We start from the raw sequence: 23,224 nt of genomic DNA, 5'->3' as shown, positions 1-23,224 counted from the left end.
ATACAGGAACCGCAGATAAAAAGCAGATAAACACAGATAAACGCAGATAGTTTCAAGATAATTTGTAATTTTTGCAATCTTGTCTATTGCAGTCAATCGATTCGACACGATATTATTCAATTTTTTGCACGATCGCACAAATCTGCGATCGCCTTTTCTTCAGGATGGTTGGCAATATAATTGCTCAGCCATTCGCAACTCAGCTTCATTAAGGTATCTAAATCGAGTTCCAAATTCCAGATCCTTAAAGTAGCATCATCGCTGGCAGAAACTAGAGTTTTGCCGTCGGGACTGATGTTAACATCGTTAACTCGATCGCGATGTCCCTCAAAAACTTGTAGCGGCACAGCTTCCGAGGCGGTTTTGCCGTCTGCGACATTCCACAGTTTAATTGTGCGATCGAAACTTGCAGATGCTAAGGTTTTGCCATCGGGACTGAAACTAATGCTTTTTACCCAAGTTCCGTGTCCTTGAATAGTTCTCAATTCGGTGCCTGTTTTTGCATTCCACAATTTAATCGTGCTGTCATCGCAAGCAGATGCTAAAATTTTGCCGTCAGGACTGAAACGGAGGCTGGTAATTCGGCTGTTATGCGCTTTCTGAATGCTTCTTGGGGGAGATTCTAAGTTGTTTAAATCCCAGAATAATATCGTGCGATCGTTTCCTGCGGATGCTAAGGTTTTGCCGTCGGGACTGAATCTGACACTTCTAACTCTTTCCCGATGTCCTGTGAGAGTTTTGATTTCGGTGCCGCTTTCTAGGTTCCACAATTTAACAGTTTTATCGATCGCGGATGATGCTAAAATTTTACCGTCTGGACTGAAAACAACGCTGTCTATTCCGCTCTGATGTCCTGAAATAGTTTTGATTTCGCTGCCGCTTTCTAGGTTCCACAATTTAATAGTGCGATCGCCCGACGCGGATGCTAAAATTTTGCCATCTGGGGCAAAACTGACGCTGGTGACAGCACCTTGATGTCCTATAAAAGTTTTGATTTCGGTACCGTTTTGTGCATTCCACAATTTTACAGTACGATCGCCACTACCGGAAGCAACTGTTTTGCCGTCTGGCGAAAAACTAGCGCTGAAAACCTGGCTGCGGTGGCTTTCCAGAACTTTCGGCTCGATGCCTGCGAGGTGCCAAAGTCGTACAGTGCGATCGGTACCTGCCGTTGCCAAAGTGCGGCCGTCGGGACTGAAACTAAGCCCTGCAACCCTGCCGATGTGTCCTTTGAGCGTTTGCGGCTCGATGTCTCCCAACCGCGATAAATTCCACAATTTGGCGGTTCCGTCTTCGCTAGCGGTAGCCAGAGTTGGGCTGTGGCTGCCAGAAGGGCTGAATTTGACGCTCCAGACTTCCTTGTTGTGGGCTTGCAAGGTGGTGAGGAGAGTCAGGTTTTGGACATCCCACAGCTTGACTAAACCGTCTTCGCCAGCCGATGCTAGGGTTTTGCCGTCGTTAGAAAAACTGACACTTCTCACAGCTTTGGTATGGCCTGTCAGCGTGGCGATTTCCGTTCCATCTGCTGGATTCCAGAGTTTGACAGTGCGATCGCTACCGGAAGATGCGATCGTCAATCCGTCGGGCGAAAAAGTGACGTTTGTTGCCCAGCCCCTATGTCCTGTAAAGGTTCGTAGGGGCAGTGCCCCCGTGCCTGCACTGCCGTCTGCCGGATTCCAGAGTTTGACAGTGCCGTCGGAGCCCGAAGATGCGATCGTCAATCCATCGGGAGCAAAACTGACTCCTCTCACCCAGCCCTTATGTCCTGTAAGGGTTCTGATTTCAGTGCCGTTGGCGAGGTTCCAGATTTTGATCGTAGCATCCTCGCTAGCAGAGGCGATCGTCTTGCCGTCGGGTGAGAAACTGACAGTCAAAATGTTATCGCCGTGTCCGGTGAGGGTTCTGATCAATGTGCCGTCAGGATTCCAGAGTTTGATTGTATCGTCGGCGCTAGCGGATGCGAGGATTTTGCCATCGGGCGAGAAAACGACGTTTCTGATGAAAGCTTGGTGGCCTGCAAGTCGATCGCGCTCTCGGATGCTGTAAATTGCTTGTTGGAGGGCGATCGATACTTGCGTTTTAGTATCGGATTTTGCCGGACTGAAGGCCTCTAATTTTTTCAGTTTATCTGCTGCTTGCAGTGCTTCAATCATTGCTGCAAAAGGGTTTGAGACTAAAGTTGTTTTTGACGACACACTTTCGAGGATAATTTTTGTTTCAGCGAGGGAGCGATCTGCCTTGACTACTTGCAATTGTATGGCGATCGCCGCCGCTAAAGATAGCGTTAAAATAGTTGAGCCGATCGCAATTATTTTTCTAGCTTGTTTTTTAGCTAACGTTAACTCTGTGCGAGCTTGATGTTGAGCTAAATTTAAAGTTTCATTAGCTTGTGCTAATATTTGACTTTCCTCAGCTTGCAGCCTAAAAGCCAATTCCACTTCCCGCTTTTCCAAATCCTGAGCCGCCGCTAAAAAGCGGTAATCTAAAGGACTTAAACTTTGATAGTTTGCCCATTCCAGAGCTTCTTGCAGGGCATTTCCCCGCAGCAGCCGCGAATTGTCCTCAAAATTGGCAGCATTCCAAGCATTAAAATTTTCCGCATAAGGGCGCAGCTTTCCCAACTGTTTATCTACCCATTCAATATTGAAAATTTCGGCATAAATTCGGTTGTAAACTTTTAATTTACCTGCATGATGAACCACCAAACCCGACAGCCGGAGTTCAGTTTGTTCCCGACTACCATCGGCAAGAACCCCCCCCAGCCCCCCCTTGCTAAGGGGGGGAGTAAGAGTGGCATTTAGCTCTTCGTTGCTAATAGAAGATTCCTTAGTATTTAGCCCCCCCTTAGCAAGGGGGGGTTGGGGGGGTTTTATGGTGATTGCTTCCTTGCTAAAGGGAGATGCACCAGCATTTAGCCCCCCCTTAGCAAGGGGGGGTTGGGGGGGGTTTCCGGTTATTTCCTCCTTGCTAAGGGAAGATTCACCAGCATTTAGCCCCCCCTTAGCAAGGGGGGGTTGGGGGGGGGTTCCGGTGATTGCTTCCTGAGTCAGGGAAGATTCCTCAGCATTTAGCCCCCCCTTAGCAAGGGGGGGTTGGGGGGGGTTTCCGGTTATTTCCTCCTTGCTAAGGGAAGATTCCTCAGCATTTAGCCCCCCCTTAGCAAGGGGGGGTTGGGGGGGTTTTCCGGATTGCAAGATTTGCTGGTAAAGCCCCAATAACTGGCCTGCTTTTTGCTGATTTCTCAAAATGCGATCGCGAATAGTTTTCAAATGTTCAGGCTCATCCTGGGATTCCCAATTCTCCACAATCCGCAACTGCACCACCTCTTCAACCGATCGCGAATTGCCCAATGCTGATTCCTCAAGCATCAGTTTGCACAGCTTTTGGGTGAGAAAAGGTTGTCCGCCCGTCCAATCTAGAATTTGGGCGATCCTCTGCGAGGGCTTCGCTAACGCACTTTCAGCATTACCAACCTGCCCGTGCCAACCATCAATCAAAGGCTGCACTTCATCAATCGTAAAACCGCCTAAATTTATCGCCTTACCAATATTAAAAGGAGTTTGAGTTTTATCCGCAATCAAATCCGCAGGCGTCGCCACCCCCAACAGTGCAAAAGTCAAACGTTGGTAGAGAGGCTTGTCAACTCTTTGATTGTAAAACCAGCGAATTAGAGCAAAAAACTCATCCGTAGAAAAGTTCATGCTCAAAACGCGATCGATCTCGTCAACAAAAATAACAATACTTGATTCTATTTCAACTAAAACAACTTCTTCAATAAACAAACTAAACCGCTGGAGAGGCGAGAACAAATCCCGGCGATCGCGCCACCAACTCCGCCAATTAACTTGATTTCCTAGCTGACAGCTACTGACCAAAGAATTAACAATACCAGCATACCACTTTTCGGGATTGACATCTTCCTTACCAATCCCAGTTAAATCGATAAAAGCGCAAACAGTACCATCAGCTTGCAATCTTTGCATAGCCCGCACCCGCAAACTCGACTTACCCATTTGCCGCGAATTCAAAACGTAACAAAACTCACCCGCTTTCAAACTTTCGTAAAAGTCCAAGTCTGCTTGCCGCGTCACGTAACTAGACGCATCTGCTGGAAGACTCCCGCCAATCTGATATTCATAACTAACTGGCAATTCTTTCATCATTGCTTGCACCAAAATCTTGACTTGATTATAAGAGAGCTAACATGACTATTTAACGATTTACCCAAAAACCTGACTTTTTCTAATTTTTCTGACTTACGAATCGGCAGTCAGAAACCGGGTTTTTTACAAAAATCTTTCGTTGTAGCCGACAGCTTAGGTAAAAACCCGGTTTCTTGAGTCTGATACCTAAGTCCTGATTTTTATGATGCTTTGTTAGGCTGCACCTGATTTTTTCCTATAAATCCACAATCTGAAGCTATTTATCAGTTCCTATAATACCTGATAGTTTCACCATTGCAGTTCAGCAATTTTAGCAACAAACTGATAACAAGAAGCGAAAGATGCAGCAAAAAAAACGCTAACATTCAATACTCTGAACACTTTGAACAAGAAGGAATAACTGAAATGAAAATCGAAGGCACTAACTTCAGTAATAAGTTTATACCGCCCACACCTGACCCTAACTGGGAATTGGTTGCCAAAGCCGACCATTATGTGTACGAGGAGGGTCGCACCGCCCGCATAAACCATGATATTTATCAGGTTTTAAGCCGCGAAGAAGTTGCCCAAGTACAGCGTATGGTGGATCAATTCAACAACTTGACCGACGAACAGTACCGCTATGAAGCAACTTTTGACTACGCTGATGAGTCGGTTACTACGAGTACCAATTCTGCGGCGTGCCAAAATCAATCCTCTCACAAATGGCGCTGGTTTGGTTTGCAGATTACCGTTAATGAGTGTTTAGGCCGCAAGATTATTGAAGGCGTAAGCAACCCAGCAGTTACCGCATTTTTAACAGCTATTGCCGCTATCAAACCATTAGGTGGTATTATTGCCACGGCTATCAAAATTCATCTAGCGATTTACAAAAAATGGATGGATTGGGCTAGTGATTACTGCGGTAATAAGGGCTTTGAAATCAACGCGACTTGGGTAGGTATAATCACAATTTCTCGGGTTTGCAAAAAAAATGGTTAGACCCTATTTGTAGGGTGCATTAACAACGCACCCTACTATTCACTTAACTGCGCTACAGCAATCGTGGTCGATCGATCGGATACAATGAACTGCAAACTATGCTTTTCATCCCAAAACACGACAGAAATACTCGCGGTACAAATTGCAACGCGGCATCACATAATTGTTTTGCCGCCTTACAATTCCCATGCTGTGCAACTTATAAATTTGCATTGAATCTAATTCAACTGCTTCAGGGGAATTAACAACTTTTTTCAAAGCTGAAGCTAATTCGGGATTTTGTTGGAGAATTTCTAAATGCCTCCGCAAGTGACTGCTGTAAATTCCCGATTCTGACGCGGCATTTTCTAATAGCTGAGTTAGTGAGATTTTGCCACAACTAATCTCATACATTGCCAATCTTACTAAATAAGGATGTCCGCCGATCGCCCAAATCAACTTTCCCAACTGCACATCACCCCAATCCAAGCCGTGAACCCCAGCTAAATCGTGGATTTGCTGGCTGTCAAACTCCAGCAGTTCCACGGGGACTCCCGCATTAAACGGAGATTGGTTCATATCCAAAGGAATATAAACCTCTGTAGAATGCGCCATTACTAACCGTAGGTTTTTCCAAACATCAGAAATTTTGGCTTTTTCGTGCCAGCTTCGCAGCATTCCCAGAAAATCTTCAACTACTTCTGTGTAGGGAAATAGGCGATCGACTTCATCCAATCCCAACACTAGAGGAGTTGCTGTTTGGGCCAGCAAATACTCTTCAAAATATACAGTACAGTTATCGTTGCTGCCTAAAATATCGGTATCCCAATACTCATTTAACTTGTTTTCTAACTTTAACTGTCGGCTGACCATCAAACACAGCCAGCGCAGAAATTTATCGAGATTTGTTAATATTCCTCGATCGGCAGCGCTCAAATCTAAATAAACTGCATGATAGTTTTCCCGGACAGCCCGATCTAAAATCCGGGTCATCAGTGAAGTTTTTCCCATCATCTCCGGTGCTTTAATCCGAATCAGAGAACCGGGTTTGAGAACCGTTTCGCCACAGAGAGAGTCGATGCTGGCACGCTTTATATAAAAAGGTGAATCTAAGGCTACTGAACCTTCGGGAAACTGCAAGTTTGCTGCCGTTGGCAATGTTTGTAAAGGCGGATTTGTATGCAGAGATTGACTTGGTTCTGCTTCATAAGCTCTCCTCAAAGCTTCTTTAAAGTTTTTCTTGGTAATTCTTTCTCCCAAGGCTTCTGAAAGCTTGTGCCACAATTTGTTACCGACATCTTTGTTAAGGTATTCAGCGCTGTAGCCGTAAGCTTTGGCGATTTCATCGTAACTTTTGCCTTCCCAAGAACCTTGAAGGACTTTCATTTCGATGTCACTGAGATATTTGCCGGTGTTTTGAGCAAAAATGCGATCGGCTGATTCTTTGGTTTTGCTCCACGGAAATTCAGATTCAGAGTTCATTAGATTGCAGAAAGTACGTATATACGTAAATATGCAGACTTGGACAAGATAGCTTTTGTTCCTGCACGGGAAAGTTACTAAATATTAAGAGTTATTACCCCCGCCCCCGATCGCGCGGGTTGTTTTATGGCGATGGTTGAAATCCTCGTATTAAAAATAAAAGCCTCGCCCTTAACTGTCAAATGAAAAGGTGCGCGAGCTTAATATCTCGCACTATCAACTGTTAACTGTCAACTGTCAACTGTTAACTGTCAACTGTTTACCCTGACTTTTCCCTATTTTAACTGATTTCACCTGAGTTTTTACTATAAATCACTGCTGCGGGTCATTTTACTGTTGATTTAAACACCGGATTTTATTCCCATTGTCGGTTGCTTGCTCAGAGGAGAAACTAAATACATCAAGCAAGTTAGTTGAGTCTTTCTCACCCTTGCACTAATTGGAAAACTACAAGGATCAACAAAAATGTCATCAGTTATCAAAGGCACTGACTTCAACGACAACAACACTGTCAACGGCGACGGAAAACTCCACAAATCCTTAGTTGGAGATGATTTTACAATCAACGGTCAAGGTCAAATTCAGATTTCAAATGATACAATCTACGGCTATAAAGGCGATGATATCTTGTCAGGTCGCGGCGGAGATGACATCCTCTACGGTGGCTTCGGCAGCGATAACCTAGATGGCGGCGCGGGTAATGATAAATTATACGGCGAAGCTGGCGAGGATTTCCTGTATGGAGGAGGCGGTGCAGATACACTGTCTGGCGGCCTTCACAACGATTATCTATTCGGAGGAAGCGGCAAAGATTATCTGATTGGCGGGGATGGTAACGATTATCTTGACGGTGCTAATTTTTCGGGTGCTGGTAACGGTATCGGCGGCGGTAGTGAATCCGATTCTCTCGCCGGTGGCGCGGGTGCGGACACATTTGTACTCGGCAATGTTGATAATGTTTACTATCTCGGCACTGGCTATGCTACGATTACCGATTTTAGTTTAGCTGAAGACAAAATCCAGATTAAAGGTAATTTAGCAGACGGCTATTCTCTCAAGGCTGGCGATTGGAACGGCAACAATGTTCAAGATACTGGTATCTTCTACAAGGACAATTTGATTGGGGTTGTGCGCGACAAAAACTTAGCTAATGTTAACCATAATCAAGTATTTTTGTCCGCGCCTCCCATCCCTCAATAGTCTTAATTTTTGCGACGAAAGGGCGGATAAATGAGTTCCGTCCTATATTTTAAAACAGGAGTTTTCTATCATGAAGATTGCGGGCTATCGACCAAAAATCAACAGACTTTTCTGCACAACTGTGACCTTAATTGCAGCTAGCCTCTTAGGAAGTTTGGGAAAGGTTTCCGAGTCCAACAACAACATAGCTTTAGCGGAAGAAACCATCCCCGTTAGCGGTAGCGGTGACGCGCAACTTCAGCCGATTTTGCAATCCCTAACTGAATTTATGCGCTACCGCTGCGTCGGTGCGGCTGTCCTCGGTGTTTCTGTCAAAGGTAAGCCGGTGGGTGTTTGGGGTTTGGGGCGGATGAAAGGCCGATCGACAAATAACTCAAATCCGGCTTGCGGCGACGATATGCAGAGTCCTCTGAGTGCGATCGTACCCGCAGATACCCCCATGCGGATGGGCAGTATCAGCAAGCCTGTTACCTTTGCGATGGTGCGCTGGGCGCTAAAACAGACGGCGCGCGATCGGGCAGGCTTAGACCTGACTGACGAGCAAATCGAAGGAATGAAATTGTTCGATCCGCAGCATTATCCGCCGCTAATTCCCGGTTTGAACAAGCAATATCCAGTAGCAATTATCCCTGAAAAATTGCACGCCTTATTTTCGGGAAAAGTAAAATTTTCCGTGGCAATTAAAGACACTAATTGTGGCAATCTTAACTCGGGGTTTGCAGACAAACAGTGGCAAAACGTCACCCTCGGACACCTGCTATCGCATCGATCGGGACTTCAGCGGAGCGCGCCCAGATACGGCGAAGATATCACCGCAAATTTGCCAGTCCTCCGAAATCTTAAAACCCCAGCCGACTTTAAATCACAAGAGCAGATACTTGTCAATGAATGGGGCAACAAATCTGTCAGTTCCGCTAAAAATCAACTCGGCATCTCTGCTAACGCAGGCTATTTTTTGCCTAGTGCTTCTTTAGAAGAAACTCTGATAGTTTTGGCTGGGCGCTGCCTTCAGTATCCTCTCGGTCAATATCATTATTCTAATACCAGTCCGGCATTTCCTACAATTATATTGCAGCAGGTTGTAGCTTCCGGCAGATATGCTGCTAAAACGGGTAAACTAGAAACTCATCAAGGCTCTGCTTTGGAAGTGTTCTTCAAAACAGAGTTGGGAATTCCTACAACGGCTACCAAGGGAATTTTTATGAGCCAAGGAGTAGAAGATTTTGGCGACCGCGAGCCAGAAAAACGCCACTGGAACGGGCAAAATTACTATGGTAAGGGATGGGATTTGAAGCGACCGCATTGCATTTTGAATGGCAGCTTTTGCGACTTTTCGAGATGGATAAATCCGCAGCCGGGGACGATAAACTGGTCTTGGAATTTAAGCCAAGTTCCTTTTGCCCGCAGAAGCACAGATTTGAGTCCCGGCACTGGTTCGCTGGCTGCGGAAGCTGGAGTTTTTCTCAAATTTATGTCAGAATATTGGGTGGGTGGTTATGAGAATAATCCGCGCATCGGGGAAAAGCGCAATAATGTTTGGAATCGATATACTGCTCATAACGGAGCGCTTGATGGTACTGAGGCTTGGGCAATTCAATTAGGAGGAAATAGTAATCCGAAAGAGTGGAAATTGCCGCCTGTGGATGATAAAGGTCGCATCCTTGATGATTTTGCTAATCTGCAAATGTATGCGGGCATATTGCCGGATGGAGTTGATATTTTTGTGGCGGTGAATCAGAGGGCGGATAAGAAGTGTGTTAATGCTAAAGGTTACAATTGCGGGGATGCTTACGGACTTTTGAATAATTTTATTTTGTACGGTGCTTCTCGGGTAAATTGGAATATGGTTGCACCGAGTGCTGTGGTAAAATAATATTGATATGTCAACCGCAGATGTGAGGCAGATAAACACAGATAAACGCAGACTGTTTCAAAATAGTCTGCAACTTTTGCCAAAAATTTATGGTAAACTTAAGGCTCAACTTAAACCTGAACTTTTGAGCAGCCCGATGAATTTCCGCTTCCGACCGTGTACTTCCATAAGTTCAGTTATAGTAATCGTAGGGTGCGTCGCTATTCTTTAATCTCAAAATTTAATCGACTATCTCAGGGCGACGCACCTAACACATGGGAATCGTGTCAATACGCTTGGGATAAGAGATTCCAACAGGGAAAACCTATGAAAAAGAGATACGGAGATTGCTTCGTTGCTCTCTTCGGACAACCGTTAACTGAACCGTATGGAATCGTGTCAGGTGCGTCGCTGTCAGATTGTCGCTCTTTATGCAAGGATTGTCGATGGCGACGCACCCTACGACTTTTTATTTTGTCGTTTTCACTGGTTCCAGTTTAGGGTAAAATTAAGACTCAACTTAAACCTGCACTTTTGAGCAGCCCGATGAATTTCCGCTTCCGACCGTGTACTTCCATAAGTTCAGCACGATAGGCAGACCACTCTGCATTGCGCCCATTTTTCAAATACGCAGTGTAGGCTTTTTCCAACCACTCAATTGCAATGTCGTACTGGGCTGATTTCATTTGATCTACAATCGATTCTGCACGCCGACAAGCATTGGCGATTACCCAATCGGGGTTATGGAAGATTGCGGCCTCCATGACTTGGTGAACCACTTTTGAGCCGTAGGATGTGTCAACCAGGCCGATCGCATCTTCAATCAGTCCCTCGTGCAGCCAAATATCAACCTGCGCTTCAGTATCACCGTAATTTTTATTAGTTTTGAAGTCTGCCAGGAAATCTGCTTTCAAGGTTGACCAACGCTCTCCTGACAACTTCTGTATTAACAGATAATCTTTCAGGGAAGGTTCTATTTCAAAAATCCTGATTTTCGCCTTTAAAGCAATTTCATTTTCTCCCAATTCAACAGCCAAGTCATTCATAGAGACTGCGAGTTTGTAATTGTCATTACCAGGCAAATCTAAGCCAAGTTGACAAATTATGAGAGCTTCTTTTGAGTATCCGTCTTGTTCTAAAATTTGAACGAGAGCAAAAGCTTCTCCCGAGGATGTCATCTCAGTTGTAGCAGCTTCCACAGCTTCTTCTATTCTGTCCAAACGAGCTAACATGGTCAGATATTGCTGAGTACAGCCTTCTGCTTGGGCTAGGTATAAGTATTCTGCGTCGCGATTTTGGCGATCGAAAATTTGCAATCGAATCAAGGTTAAGTCATGAGCATAATCTGGTGCGTCAACATCCCAAATCCCTTCCCCATTAATGTTTCCTTCCAGTATCTGCTGGAGTGGCGGATAGTCCCAACCTTGGCGTAAAGCTTCCAAGCTCATGCTAAAATCACAATCCCATTCATCGTTCCAACCTTCTAACATCACCTGGAAATCTATTTCTTCTTCAGCAGTTAGCTCAGCAGTCAAAATGGCTTCTGTCCAAGCTTCATCTAAAGCATTAGTTATTTGAGAACTTTCAAAACCATATTCTTCTACGTCATGCCAATCATCAACGCAACCAGACGTAATTGCTTCTAAAATTACTAAAGCATTTTTACCATCTCCGTGTTTGCTAAATTCCTGGGCTTGATCAATCAGCTCTAAAATTTCTTCTGTAATCAGGTCTTCTTCATCATAGTCATATTCATACTCGCAATAATCCTCAGCCTTTCGGAAAATTTCTCGTACTTGTCGCCGAAAGAGAGCAGGATCGATCGCACTGCGGCGCGGTATTTTAGTCGGTTGGTTCGTCGGCGCAGAGATAGCGTTTGAGTTAACGTATTGTGCGATCGCATTTATGAGCAACGGTTCGTTGTCCACTAAATGCTCTACTAACTCATAGATTTGGGCGTCGTTGAGGCTAGAAAGCAAGTCTTCCAGCCTCTCGCCCTGTTCAATTTTTTCTGGTTCTCGCAGACACAAAAACAGCGTAGCGATAATATGTTTGCACCATCCATCGCTATCGTAAGGACAAGTGCAGAATACTCCAGATGTTAATCCGGCATGAGTAAAGGGCAGGCTAACACTGTAGGCTTGAGATTGAGAACCGTATACTGTTGCTTGCACCATATTGCCACGGAGGACGGCGTTAGTAACATTGCCACCGAGATAGTAATCTTCGGCTCGGTTGAGCGATCGCTCAGAACTGTTATTCTTGATGATCGTTTCGCTGAGTTTGGGAATGGGCATGAGACGATGCCTCAAATCATAAGGATTATGCTCGATTTTACTTGAGAAATGCACTTTGTCTACGATTTGATTGCTGAGACCTAGGATTTTGCCATAAATTGTAATAATTGGGAAGCCAGAACGGGCGGTTTAAACTGCCGTATTATCCGATATAAATCGTATTAAAATATATGCTTGACCAAGAATTTCAAAGGTGGTACAAGCCCCCGCATTTATCCGTGGAATCAATCCAAAATCTAAAATCTAAAATCCTCAAGCCCCCGCATTTATCCGTGGGGTCAATCTAAAATCTAAAATCTAAAATCTAAAATTGGTTGACTGAGTGAGACGATCGCAATCCAAAAAACACTTTTGTAAAACAGCAATTTTCCATTCTATTTGAGATTAACTTCAAATCAAGAAGTATGTGCTAAAATCAAGGTGGCAATTTTTCGGACAAAAATTATGCAATCAACTACTAAAAACCTCATAGGAAAAGTTATAACAACGCTAGCGATTCAAAATCTGATAGATCAGGCTGATGCCGAACGAGGCATGATTCCAGTAGAGCAAATCAGGTATGTTACTCTAGAAAATGTTTTGGTGGATACGGGCGCGACAACTTTGTGTTTGCCGAAAGATGTCATTGCGAGACTGGGTTTGAAAATTCTTAAGCAAGTGGTTGTTGAAACTGCAACTGGCATTAGCGAGGCGAGGATTTTTCAAGATGCTAAAATTTCTCTGTGCGGGCGCGAAGGCACTTTTGAGTGTTTAGAATTACCAGAGGGGAAAACTCCACTGTTAGGTGTAATTCCAATGGAAGCGCTGGGAATTGAAGTGGATTTGAAGCATCAAAGTTTGAAGGTTTTGCCCGACGGGCCGACGGAAACATATTTGACAATTCTTTAAGGTTAATCTTAATTGAGGAGAAGTAAACATTATGCAATCTACTGTGCAAACAGCAGCGGGCATTAAAACTGAACCCTCAACTGTCAACTGTCAACTGTCAACTGTCAACTGTTTAAGATTCTTTGATATTCTTGAGTTTGGATGCCAGCTATTCCAAAGGCAGCGCTAAGATGGTTAAGCACTGTTTTGCACTACTCTCATGTCCCAACGCGCCAAAACCTCAAAAAGTCAGCCAAGTGCATCCCACAACGGGCATAATGTGACGACTTCTAACTCCAACAGCCAAAATACGATTCGGATTCGCGGTGCGAGACAGCACAACCTTAAGAATATCGATTTGGAATTGCCGCGCGATCGACTGATCGTGTTTACTGGCGTTTCCGGTTCCGGTAAGTCTTCCCTGGCTTTCGATACAATTTTTGCCGAGGGACAGCGCCGCTACGTGGAGTCTCTCAGCGCCTACGCCCGCCAGTTTTTGGGACAGTTGGACAAGCCGGATGTGGATGCGATCGAGGGGTTGAGCCCTGCTATTTCGATCGACCAAAAGTCAACTTCTCACAACCCGCGATCGACTGTCGGCACTGTTACAGAAATTTACGATTATCTCAGATTACTCTACGGCAGAGCTGGCGAACCGCACTGTCCGATTTGCGATCGCTGCATTGCGCCGCAGACAATTGATGAAATGTGCGATCGAGTCATGGCTCTTCCCGACGGTACTCGCTTTCACTTGCTAGCGCCTGTGGTACGCGGAAAAAAAGGCACTCACCGCAAATTGCTGTCGAGTTTAGCTTCCGAAGGATTTATTCGGGTGAAAGTTAACGGAGAAATTTTAGAACTTTCGGAAAATATCGAATTAGATAAAAATCATACGCATAACATCGAGATAGTTGTTGACAGGTTAGTTAAAAAACCTGGTTTAGAAGAACGTTTAGTGGATTCTCTCTCGACTTGTTTGCGCCATTCTGAGGGAATTGCGATCGTCGAAGAGTTACCTGCTGACGAAAATTCCGAACCAGCAAATGGGCCGATCGTCTTTTCGGAAAACTTTGCTTGTCCCGAACACGGCGCGGTAATGGAAGAACTTTCGCCCCGGTTGTTTTCGTTTAATTCGCCCTACGGCGCGTGCCCAAACTGCCACGGTTTGGGGAGTTTGCGAACTTTTGCGCCCGAGTTGGTGATTCCCGACGAGAAAGCGCCTCTTTATTGTGCGATCGCCCCTTGGTCAGACAAAGACAACTCCTATTATCTCTCTTTGCTGTGCAGTGTTGCTGATGCTTGCGGGTTTGATATCGATACTCCTTGGTTCCGCTTGAGGCCCGAACACCAGCGGGTGATTTTGTATGGTAACGAGTCAAAACAAACCGCAGACAGCAAGAAACGAGACAGCAACACCAGCGATTTGAGGAGAGATTTTAAAGGTGTAATTTCCATGTTGCAGCGCCAGTACGACGATACTGGGTCTGATTTGATCAAACAGAAACTGGAACAGTATCGGGTCGATCGCTCTTGCGACGTGTGTCAGGGTAAGCGGTTGAAGCCAGAGGCGCTGTCGGTACGGTTGGGACAGTATGGCATTGTCGATTTAACGGGAATTTCGATTCGCGACTGTCGCGAACGAGTCAATAATTTGGGATTGAGCGATCGGCAATTCCAAATATCCGATTTAGCTCTGAGAGAAATCAAAGCAAGGCTGCAATTTTTGCTCGATGTCGGGTTAGATTACCTGACATTAGACCGTGCAGCAATGACACTTTCCGGCGGAGAAGCCCAGCGAATTCGCCTCGCCACTCAAATCGGTTCTGGTTTGACCGGCGTCCTCTACGTTTTAGACGAACCCAGCATCGGACTGCACCAAAGAGACAACTTTAGGTTGCTGCAAACCCTAACAAAGTTGCGCGATTTAGGCAATACTTTGATTGTGGTAGAACACGATGAAGAAACTATGCGTGCCGCCGACCACATTGTCGATATCGGCCCCGGCGCAGGCGTTCACGGCGGCAAAATCATCTCGCAAGGAAGCTTAGAAAACTTGCTGGCGGCCGAAGAATCTTTGACTGGTGCTTATCTGTCAGGAAAACGAGTAATTGAAACTCCCAATGAAAGAAGAAAAGGCAACGGTAAAGCTCTCTCGATCAAAAATGCGACCCGCAACAACTTAAAAAACGTCGATGTGGAAATTCCACTGGGAAAACTCGTCTGCGTGACAGGCGTTTCCGGTTCAGGAAAATCAACTTTAATCAACGAATTGTTGTATCCGTCACTGCAACACTATCTGACTAAAAAAGTTCCTTTGCCGCCCGATATGGACGCCCTAAAAACCAAGGGCGAACGTTCTCTAGAGGATGTAGTTGATAAGGTAATTGTAATAGATCAATCTCCCATCGGCCGCACTCCACGTTCCAATCCTGCTACTTACACCGGAGTCTTTGATGTGATTCGAGATTTGTTTTGCGAAACCATTGAAGCGAAGACAAGAGGTTACAAAGCCGGACAGTTTTCTTTTAACGTGAAAGGTGGAAGGTGCGAAGCTTGCGGCGGTCAAGGAGTGAACGTAATTTCGATGAATTTTCTGCCGGATGTTTACGTGCAGTGCGAAGTTTGTAAGGGCGCGCGGTACAACAGGGAAACGCTGCAAGTGAAGTATAAAGGCAAGTCAATTTCTGATGTTTTGAACATGACTGTTGAGGAAGCTTTGGAGATGTTTAAAAATATTCCCAGGGCGGCCATGAGACTACAAACTTTGCTTGATGTTGGCTTGGGTTACATTCAGTTAGGACAGCCCGCACCGACGCTTTCTGGGGGCGAAGCGCAGCGCGTGAAGTTGGCAACTGAACTGTCGCGCCGCGCTACTGGGAAGACGTTGTATTTGATTGATGAACCGACGACTGGCTTGTCGTTTTATGACGTTCACCATTTGTTAAATGTGCTGCAAAGATTGGTGGATAAGGGGAATTCAATTTTGGTCATCGAACACAATTTGGATGTGATTCGGTGCTGCGATTGGGCGATCGATTTAGGCCCGGAAGGAGGAGATAAGGGAGGAGAAATTATTGTGGCGGGAACGCCGGAGGAGGTGGCGGCAAATCCGAGGTCTTATACTGGCAAGTATTTGCAAGCTGTTTTGCAGCAGCATCCATTAGGGAGTGGTGTAGATAAGACGGCGATTGAAATCGCTCCTATACAAACAAAACCCGCCTCCGCGGGTTGAATATCGGGCGGTTAAAGTCCGATCGTAGGGTGCGTCGCCATGTTTAATCTCTAGCATTCAATCGCAAGTATCATGGCGACGCACCTTACAAATGAGTGAAGCAAGCAAGCCCCCAAATTATTGTGTAGGACGATTTTTGCTCTCATGGTATAAGTTAGGCTAATTTAAATACTGAACATTTTCCGGTACAGAACTAAAAAATTTCCATTCTCCATTTGATTTGCGTAACGTATGTAATATTACCATCCTATTATCTCTGAAAGATTGCCCCTCAATCTTTGTGGTTGTTTGTTCGATTCTTACTTGTGCTTCGTTTCCTGAAATTGCCAAAATTTCAATTTTTGTTGGTTCGTACTTTAACTGTCTTTTGAATACTTCTGAAATTGTACTCTTTGTTAGTTGAAAACCAGGAGAGGTTGGATCTATTGTCGCCATATAGGCTTCAGGATTTCTTTCGTTCAAAGCTTTGAACTGTTGCTGAATTGATAATTTTATTGCTGCTTGCTCGCTGCTGTTATCAGCTAGAATCTCTGTTGAAGTTGTGAGTCTAGGTGCCGTTAATTGATTGTTGCTGAGTTTCGAGTTACTGTTAGGCACTTTTTCCGAGTCAATGTTGGTGGTATAACTGCTAAGGAATAACCCTAAGACAACGGTAGGCAATGCTTTATTTAAAAGTTGAACATTATTCAAGAGTGACATGATAAATATAGCCTATAAATTTCTAATGCTAGGCTATCATCTACAGCAACCAGTGTCAATTTTAATTAGTTAACTATCTTGAATTGTGGGAGACATTGCCATATTTTGTGCTTGTTTTTGCATGAATTCAATGTCCGATCGCAACCAAGTGCGCGGCCCACTGCATTGATGAGCAATTAACAGCCCCCACAGTCCTTTTTTCGTTAAAATTGGCACAGATAAATTCGCGCGCACCTTCATGCTGTGCAGAAACTCTCGGTGACATTGGTGAATTGGCTCTGTTTCAATATCTGTAATTGCTCTGACTCGGCCCGCTTCATACAAAGCAGCGTATTCGCCGTTGAAACACTCGTCTGGCCCGGTTGATCCCAAGATTGAGAGTTCGATCGCACTTAGCATCTCACAAGTCACTCGCCCTTGCCACTTCCGGTAAAAATAATACAGCACGGCGCGATCGCTCTGCAAAACTTCTCGAATCTCGTAGAGGGACTTTTCGATTAATACGTCGCGGTTGAGACGTTCTGTCAAGCGGTTTACAATGTTTTGCAGGCGATCGCCAGACATGGTATTAACTCCTTTTATGCCTCGTGGACTCAACAGTTATCTATTCTTTAACCTATTATTTGACTGGCACTCTCATCAATTATCCAACTGTTGTGGTTGTAGCTGCTCGATAGCTAGAAAATGAGTGCTTTTTGGCTTAACGGTTTTCGGTATGCAAACTACATTATACTAATATTTTAACTTCGAGAGCAATTTTTGCCGAAAAACTACAGGTGAGATGCCTGTTCCACACATACCTACAGGCGAGACGCCTGTTCCACAAAGGAATAACAAAAGCATGATAGTCCTCACTGATTCTTGAATTCTTCAATTCTAAAATCTAAAATCGTCTAACTGCTAGGATATCTTTATAGCTATAGGAAATATCATGTCTGTCGTAGAAGCTGCTTGGAAACACGAATTTATTACTACAAATAACATCAAACTGCACTATGTGACTCAAGGCTCTGGGCCGCTGATGCTGATGCTGCACGGATTTCCTGAATTCTGGTATTCTTGGCGCCATCAAATCCCGGAATTTGCATCAGATTATCAAGTTGTGGCTGTGGATCTCAGAGGTTACAACGACAGCGACAAACCCAAAGATAAATCAGCTTACGTGATGGCGGAGTTTGTGCAAGATGTCAAGGGAGTTATTCAGGGTTTGGGATACGAAAGTTGCGTCTTAGTTAGCCACGATTGGGGAGGGGCGATCGCCTGGAGTTTTGCTTATGCTTATCCTGAGATGGTGGATAAATTAATTGTGATGAATATACCGCATCCCGCAAAGTTTGCTGAAGGGTTGCGTACTCGCCAACAATTGCTCAAAAGTTGGTACATCTTTTTATTTCAGTTGCCATTTTTGCCGGAATTTTTAATTAAGTTGGGCGACTATCGGGCGATCGATCGCGCTTTACGAGGCATGGCAGTTGACAAAAGCACCTTTACCCCATTCGATATCCAAGCTTACAAAGATGCGGCTGCCAAACCTGGCGCTCTGACTGCTACTATCAATTATTACCGGAATATTGCTCGCGGATTTGTCGATCGCCCGCATTGGGATGTCCTCGAAGTTCCGACGCTGATGATTTGGGGCGAAAACGATCGCGCCCTCGGCAAAGAGTTAACCTACGATACCGCAGATTATGTGCGGCATTTTCAGATTCAGTATATTCCCAATTGCAGCCACTGGGTGCAACAGGAAAAGCCGCAGTTAGTGAATCGGTACATGAGAGATTTTTTGGCAAGCAAAGCTGTTTGAGCAAATGTGCAGTTTGATTCGCTACAAGCGGCGATAGCAAACATATTTTAAACAAAAAAATGGTTTGCAATTAGGACTGAAGTCCTGACTACAAACATTTTTTATTATGAGCTATTCAACGAAGATTATCTTAAATTTATGTAACCGATCGCCCTGGCCTAAAGCATCTTTGAGGAAGCTGATCAAGCTCTGTCTGGTCAAAAATTCTGTCGCCAGCAAGGAAACAAATCCGATCATCGCAAAACGTCCGTTAACTTTCTCGGCGTACTTGGTAAACCCAGTGCTGACTGTCGTGTCTACATACATCTTAGGCTCGACTGCGAAGTTGTTCAGCAGGCCTTGGTCGTCAATCACAAGTTTAGGTGAGCTCATTTGTTTTTCCTGATTGCTTTATGTAAATAAATGTAACAAATTATTAACTTATATTACATTGACTGGAATCGGGAAATTCGGTGATCCTTGTCACAAAAAATCGGATTAGTGATCCTAAAAGTATGATAACGATTATCATTGTATTCATGAGTCAATCTACAATCACCGCCGTAGCGGGCCCGCCCGGAAGCGGCAAAACTACCTGGATTCGACAGCAGCTAGCAGCGGAGACAGCACCCGTGCTGTATTTCTGCCCCGGAAGCGGCAATGTGCCGATCGACCAAACCTGCATCGCCGCCGAATTTAGCCAAATCAAAACCCTGACAGACGGCGAAGAGTCCCTACTCGCCAAACACCTAGAAAACGGCGTTTCAGCCTACATCGAACTGGGATTTCACCTGCAACTGACAACGCTAGAAAACCTGCTCCAAGCCTTCCCCAGTCGCCGGATCAGCGTAGTGCCCCCGGAAATCAAAGACACCGAATGGCATCAGTGGGGCGATGTAATTGTAGAAGGAATAGCCGTCAGCGGGGAAGTGGACAAACTATCGATTTGGCGTAGCCCCGCCAGCGGCCAAGTCCTCGATCCAGCCAGCCTCGATCTGTTTTGGTACGAAGAAATGACCCAAGGAGCCTACGGCAAAGTTCACAGAGCCAAAGGCATCTTTGACATAGCCGACGGGCGATCGTTCTACTTCGACTTCGCCGCTAAATTTCAAGAAACCGCCCACGAAGAATTGCAAATTCCCCGCTGGCTCGAAGGCCGTCCCCAAAGATTTAGCGGCATAGAAATAGTCGGCGAAAATCTCGACAAAACAGCATTAGGACAAACCCTAGAAGATTGCTGTCTGTCCGAAGCAGTCATGTTGAATTACCAGCAACAAGTCAAAGAATCACTATTATTAGGAGAAGAAGAAACATCATGAAAATAGCAGTTATATCTTGCATTCACGGCAACTACGAAGCCTTAAATGCAGTTTTATCAGATATTGACGAACAACAAGCAGACAAAATCTTTTGTCTCGGAGATTTAGTCGGTTATGGGCCGAATCCCCACGCAGTAGTACAAATGATTCGATCCCTCGACATTCCCACTTGCATCGGCTGTTGGGATGAAGATATAGTCGAAGGATTGAACTCCTGCGAATGCAGCTATCCCTCAGCTTTAGCTGAAAAAAGAGGGAAGTTAGCCCACGAATGGACTAACAATCAAATCTTCCCAGAAACGCGGGAATATTTAGCCACTTTGCCACATAGTTTGCGAGAAGACAATATGTGTTTTGTTCACGGCAGCCCTCACAGCAATCATGAATATTTACTGCCGACAATGGATGCTTTTTCTGCCTTAGAGCGGGTATTCTCGGCGGGTGCTGACGTGCTGTTTTGTGGTCACACTCATGTACCCTACGTTCGCACTTTAGATGCTGGAAATATGCAAGTTCGAGTCAGCGGGCCGAGCATTGAAGGAGACAAAAATTTAAGTTTCAATGCTCCTTTAAAGCGGATTGTAAATGTTGGTTCTGTAGGAGAACCGCGCCACGGAAGACCCAATGCTACCTACGTGATTTACGATGTTGACGCGCAACAGGTAACATTGCGAGAAGTAGAATATGACTATCAGGCTACTTGCGCTGCAATTATTGAAAAAGGTTTGCCACCGATTTTTGCATGGCGTTTGGCTAGAGGTTTGGAATATGCCGAAAGAGCTGATGATCCTACTCATGTTTGTGAGAGGTAGTTAAACAGTTGACAGTTGACAGTTGACAGTTGACAGTTCAATGCAACCGGAAACGATATAAATCGGTGGTTGAAACCGCTCCTTGCAATTGTTTGTAGTAAGGACTTTAGTCCTAATTGACTAAAATTCACAGATAGAGGACTGAAGTCCTTACTACGAACCTAGAAGAGGACTGAAGTCGTTACTACGAACCTAATCTTCGGAAATATAAACAATGAAAAATTGGGCAATACTAACAGGAATCGAAGGAAATTTAGCTGCTTATGAAGCTGTACTAGCTGACATAAAACGCCTGAAAATTCGCGTTGACGAATTATATATCTTGGGCGATTTAGTCGGGCCGAATCCTGAGTGCGAAAAATTAGTGCAGCGAGTTCGATCGCCCAAACGAGGAGAAATCGAACCTCAAATCTGTATCGGGTGGTGGGAAGAACAGTGTTTTAACCTGCACGGAGTGGGTTCTAGCCCTGATGCGACAGAACTCCGAGAAAAATACGGTGCAGACACGATTAAGTTGCTCTGGGATTCTGTTAGCCGGAAAACTGTAGAGTGGTTGCGCTCTTTGAACTTTGGTTTTCATGAATTGGATTGTTTGTTGATTCACGGGAGTACCGTTAGCGCGTCTGATGAGCTTACCCCGGAGACTCCGCCGCCTGTGATGCTCGATCGCGTAATCCGCGCTGATGTTAATACTTTGTTTTGCGGGCGATTCCCTACGGGATAGCTTCGCTTCACGGGCTTAGCATTTGAGTATCAATTACAGCAAACTATTATCAATAACTCTGTCCAGACTCTTGACTCTCAAGAGCCGCCCTCAACGGTCTCTGCGACCCCGCGGCGGGTGGTTGGAGTGGGGAATGTTGGTAGGTTGCCCGATCGGGCAACCTATACTCTTTACGACCCCGACACGGATATTGTGAAGTTCAGAAACCTCTCCTACAGCAGGCGCAAAGGGTTTGGGGCTTAGCATTCCCCTGGATCGATGCTGACAAAAATTCCTAGAACTTACGCACTCGATCGCCAGAGAAACCGGGTTTCTTTGATTTTTCCGACCTGATTTCCGCGGGAGTTAGTTGACATAAATTATCAATTACTTTAAACTGCATATTGTATTCAAAGTAGCGGTGAATCCCATGACTCTTTCCACCTACACTCCAGGCTTGTACGCTAGTTTCAAACACCAGACTTATACCCACCGTCAGTTAGTGCCCGTGCCGTCTAAAGGCTTGCTGCGAATAGAACGGGGAGCTGTCCGAACCGTGACTTGGAGCGACCAGGGGACAGCAATCACGCTGGGATATTGGGGAGTTGGGGACGTGATCGGTCAGCCGCTGTCAGGTGTCGAACCTTATCAAATTGAGTGCAAGACTCATGTAGAAATTAGCTACATTCCTGCCAATTTGTGCGATCGATCGTTAGATGAAATTTTCAAACACATCCAGCAAACTCAAGCATTATTCTACATACTTCGCACCGAATCTCTGCGCGATCGACTGCTGCAACTATTGGTTTGGTTGGGACAAAAATTTGGTCGCGAAGTCGCACAAGGAGTGTTAATTGATTTGAGATTGACTCACCAGGAGCTTTCCGAAGCTATTGGAATTACGCGGATTACGGTAACGCGGCTGATGGGGAGGCTGGAAGAAGAGGGATTTATCGATCGCACTCGCCCTCAATACATTGTCTTAACTTCCCGTTTGTAACATGGGATTTGTCTGGAAAAGGTATGACAGTCAAGTGTTTATGAGTCATCAGCTACCTGAGCAATAATTTTAGGGCTTGCGCTTAAAGCACATCTGAGGTACTATGATAATGATTATCATGTTCAATCAGTGCAATACAGGCGATCGCACCTAAATTTTGGCTAGGAAGTGCTATCCACAAGAGCTTTGGGATACTTAGCAGCTTTCTGAACTAACAGCAGGGCCTCTACAATTAATCAACGAGGGAAAATGACTAATCTCACTGTACAAACCCCAGATTTAATTTCCGATTTTCCCAAGAGAGGGATGCCAGTAACTATAATTACCGGCTTTCTAGGCAGTGGCAAAACCACTTTACTCAATCAAATCCTCAAAAATCGTCAAGATTTAAAAGTAGCAGTTTTAGTTAACGAATTTGGCGATATCAACATCGATTCACAGCTTTTAATTTCTACCGAAGATGACATGGTAGAACTCAGCAACGGCTGTATTTGTTGTACCATCAACGAAGGCTTAGTTGATGCAGTATACCGAGTTTTAGAGCGGGAAGACCGTATCGATTGCATGGTAATTGAAACCACCGGAGTTGCCGATCCGCTGCCGATTATATTGACCTTTCTCGGCACGGAATTGCGTGATTTCACCAGTCTAGATTCTGTACTCACTGTAATCGATAGCGAAACATTCACCACCGATCATTTTGACAGCGAAGCAGCTTTAAAACAAGTAGCATTTGCAGATATCGTGCTGATGAACAAAACCGATTTAGCTCCTTCAGAAAAAGTAGAAGAATTAGAAGCTTACATTCGCACAATCAAGGAAGGAGCGAGAATTTTACACTCTGAATATGGTGAA

The 23,224-nt window shown here is 45.0% G+C and carries 17 protein-coding genes; 11 read left to right on the top strand and 6 right to left on the bottom strand.

The genetic code is table 11. The annotated features are described in order from the left end of the window. Positions 1-116 precede the first annotated feature (116 nt). The gene (locus QZW47_RS14430; protein ID WP_293128256.1) at positions 117-4,172 is read right to left on the bottom strand and encodes an AAA-like domain-containing protein; all 4,056 of its coding nucleotides are present in this window, start codon (positions 4,170-4,172) and stop codon (positions 117-119) included. A 396-nt stretch (positions 4,173-4,568) separates the two neighbouring features. On the opposite strand from QZW47_RS14430, the gene QZW47_RS14425 reads away from it, so the two are divergent. After that, positions 4,569-5,144 (top strand): hypothetical protein, encoded by a 576-nt coding sequence (locus QZW47_RS14425; protein ID WP_293128135.1) that lies wholly within the window; start codon positions 4,569-4,571, stop codon positions 5,142-5,144. 105 nt (positions 5,145-5,249) lie between these two features. On the opposite strand, the gene QZW47_RS14420 is transcribed toward QZW47_RS14425, so the two are convergent. Next, a complete protein-coding gene (locus tag QZW47_RS14420) occupies positions 5,250-6,605 on the bottom strand; it encodes an AAA-like domain-containing protein (protein ID WP_293128134.1) in 1,356 nt (451 codons plus the stop codon). Positions 6,606-7,070: 465 nt separating this feature from the next. Between QZW47_RS14420 and QZW47_RS14415 the strand changes: the two genes are divergently transcribed. After that, the gene (locus QZW47_RS14415; protein WP_293128133.1) at positions 7,071-7,805 is read left to right on the top strand and encodes a calcium-binding protein; all 735 of its coding nucleotides are present in this window, start codon (positions 7,071-7,073) and stop codon (positions 7,803-7,805) included. 70 nt (positions 7,806-7,875) lie between these two features. Then, positions 7,876-9,678: a serine hydrolase gene (locus tag QZW47_RS14410; protein WP_293128132.1), complete on the top strand. Its 1,803-nt coding sequence runs from the start codon at positions 7,876-7,878 to the stop codon at positions 9,676-9,678. 494 nt (positions 9,679-10,172) lie between these two features. On the opposite strand, the gene QZW47_RS14405 is transcribed toward QZW47_RS14410, so the two are convergent. Then, the gene (locus tag QZW47_RS14405) at positions 10,173-11,954 is read right to left on the bottom strand and encodes an SWIM zinc finger domain-containing protein (RefSeq protein ID WP_293128131.1); all 1,782 of its coding nucleotides are present in this window, start codon (positions 11,952-11,954) and stop codon (positions 10,173-10,175) included. Positions 11,955-12,398: 444 nt separating this feature from the next. Between QZW47_RS14405 and QZW47_RS14400 the strand changes: the two genes are divergently transcribed. Together QZW47_RS14400 and uvrA are read left to right on the top strand one after the other, a co-directional pair. After that, positions 12,399-12,842 (top strand): retroviral-like aspartic protease family protein, encoded by a 444-nt coding sequence (locus QZW47_RS14400; RefSeq protein ID WP_293128130.1) that lies wholly within the window; start codon positions 12,399-12,401, stop codon positions 12,840-12,842. Positions 12,843-13,041: 199 nt separating this feature from the next. Beyond that, complete coding sequence (uvrA, locus tag QZW47_RS14395; RefSeq protein ID WP_293128129.1) at positions 13,042-16,053, top strand: excinuclease ABC subunit UvrA; 3,012 nt, start codon at positions 13,042-13,044, stop codon at positions 16,051-16,053. 159 nt (positions 16,054-16,212) lie between these two features. Here the strand turns inward: uvrA and QZW47_RS14390 are convergent, their stop codons facing one another. Together QZW47_RS14390 and QZW47_RS14385 are read right to left on the bottom strand one after the other, a co-directional pair. Beyond that, a complete protein-coding gene (locus tag QZW47_RS14390) occupies positions 16,213-16,752 on the bottom strand; it encodes a hypothetical protein (protein WP_293128128.1) in 540 nt (179 codons plus the stop codon). Positions 16,753-16,821: 69 nt separating this feature from the next. After that, positions 16,822-17,316 carry a GAF domain-containing protein gene (locus tag QZW47_RS14385; protein ID WP_293128127.1) on the bottom strand — a complete coding sequence of 165 codons (495 nt, stop codon included), beginning with the start codon at positions 17,314-17,316 and terminating at the stop codon, positions 16,822-16,824. 367 nt (positions 17,317-17,683) lie between these two features. On the opposite strand from QZW47_RS14385, the gene QZW47_RS14380 reads away from it, so the two are divergent. After that, entirely contained in the window at positions 17,684-18,556 is an 873-nt protein-coding gene (locus tag QZW47_RS14380) for an alpha/beta hydrolase (RefSeq protein WP_293128126.1), read from the top strand. Between the two features lie 111 nt (positions 18,557-18,667). Here the strand turns inward: QZW47_RS14380 and QZW47_RS14375 are convergent, their stop codons facing one another. Next, a complete protein-coding gene (locus tag QZW47_RS14375) occupies positions 18,668-18,928 on the bottom strand; it encodes a chlorophyll a/b-binding protein (protein WP_293128125.1) in 261 nt (86 codons plus the stop codon). A 146-nt stretch (positions 18,929-19,074) separates the two neighbouring features. Between QZW47_RS14375 and QZW47_RS14370 the strand changes: the two genes are divergently transcribed. The 5 genes from QZW47_RS14370 to QZW47_RS14350 all read left to right on the top strand — a co-directional run. Next, positions 19,075-19,854: a GTP-binding protein gene (locus QZW47_RS14370; RefSeq protein WP_293128124.1), complete on the top strand. Its 780-nt coding sequence runs from the start codon at positions 19,075-19,077 to the stop codon at positions 19,852-19,854. Then, the gene (locus QZW47_RS14365) at positions 19,851-20,666 is read left to right on the top strand and encodes a metallophosphoesterase family protein (protein ID WP_293128123.1); all 816 of its coding nucleotides are present in this window, start codon (positions 19,851-19,853) and stop codon (positions 20,664-20,666) included. Before QZW47_RS14370 ends, QZW47_RS14365 begins: the two co-directional genes overlap by 4 nt. A 214-nt stretch (positions 20,667-20,880) precedes the next feature. Next, the gene (locus QZW47_RS14360) at positions 20,881-21,390 is read left to right on the top strand and encodes a metallophosphoesterase family protein (protein ID WP_366930881.1); all 510 of its coding nucleotides are present in this window, start codon (positions 20,881-20,883) and stop codon (positions 21,388-21,390) included. A gap of 409 nt (positions 21,391-21,799) precedes the next feature. Continuing rightward, positions 21,800-22,369, top strand: coding sequence for a Crp/Fnr family transcriptional regulator (locus QZW47_RS14355; protein WP_293128122.1), 570 nt, complete (start codon positions 21,800-21,802; stop codon positions 22,367-22,369). 249 nt (positions 22,370-22,618) lie between these two features. Next, the coding region (locus QZW47_RS14350; RefSeq protein ID WP_293128121.1) for a GTP-binding protein at positions 22,619-23,224 on the top strand (606 nt) is incomplete at its 3' end.

Origin of the sequence: Microcoleus sp. bin38.metabat.b11b12b14.051 (genome assembly GCF_013299165.1) — a bacterium.
In the GTDB taxonomy this organism is placed as follows: domain Bacteria; phylum Cyanobacteriota; class Cyanobacteriia; order Cyanobacteriales; family Microcoleaceae; genus Microcoleus.
The sequence above is the reverse complement of the archived record's forward strand: the minus strand, read 5'-3'. Positions and strand labels throughout refer to the sequence as shown.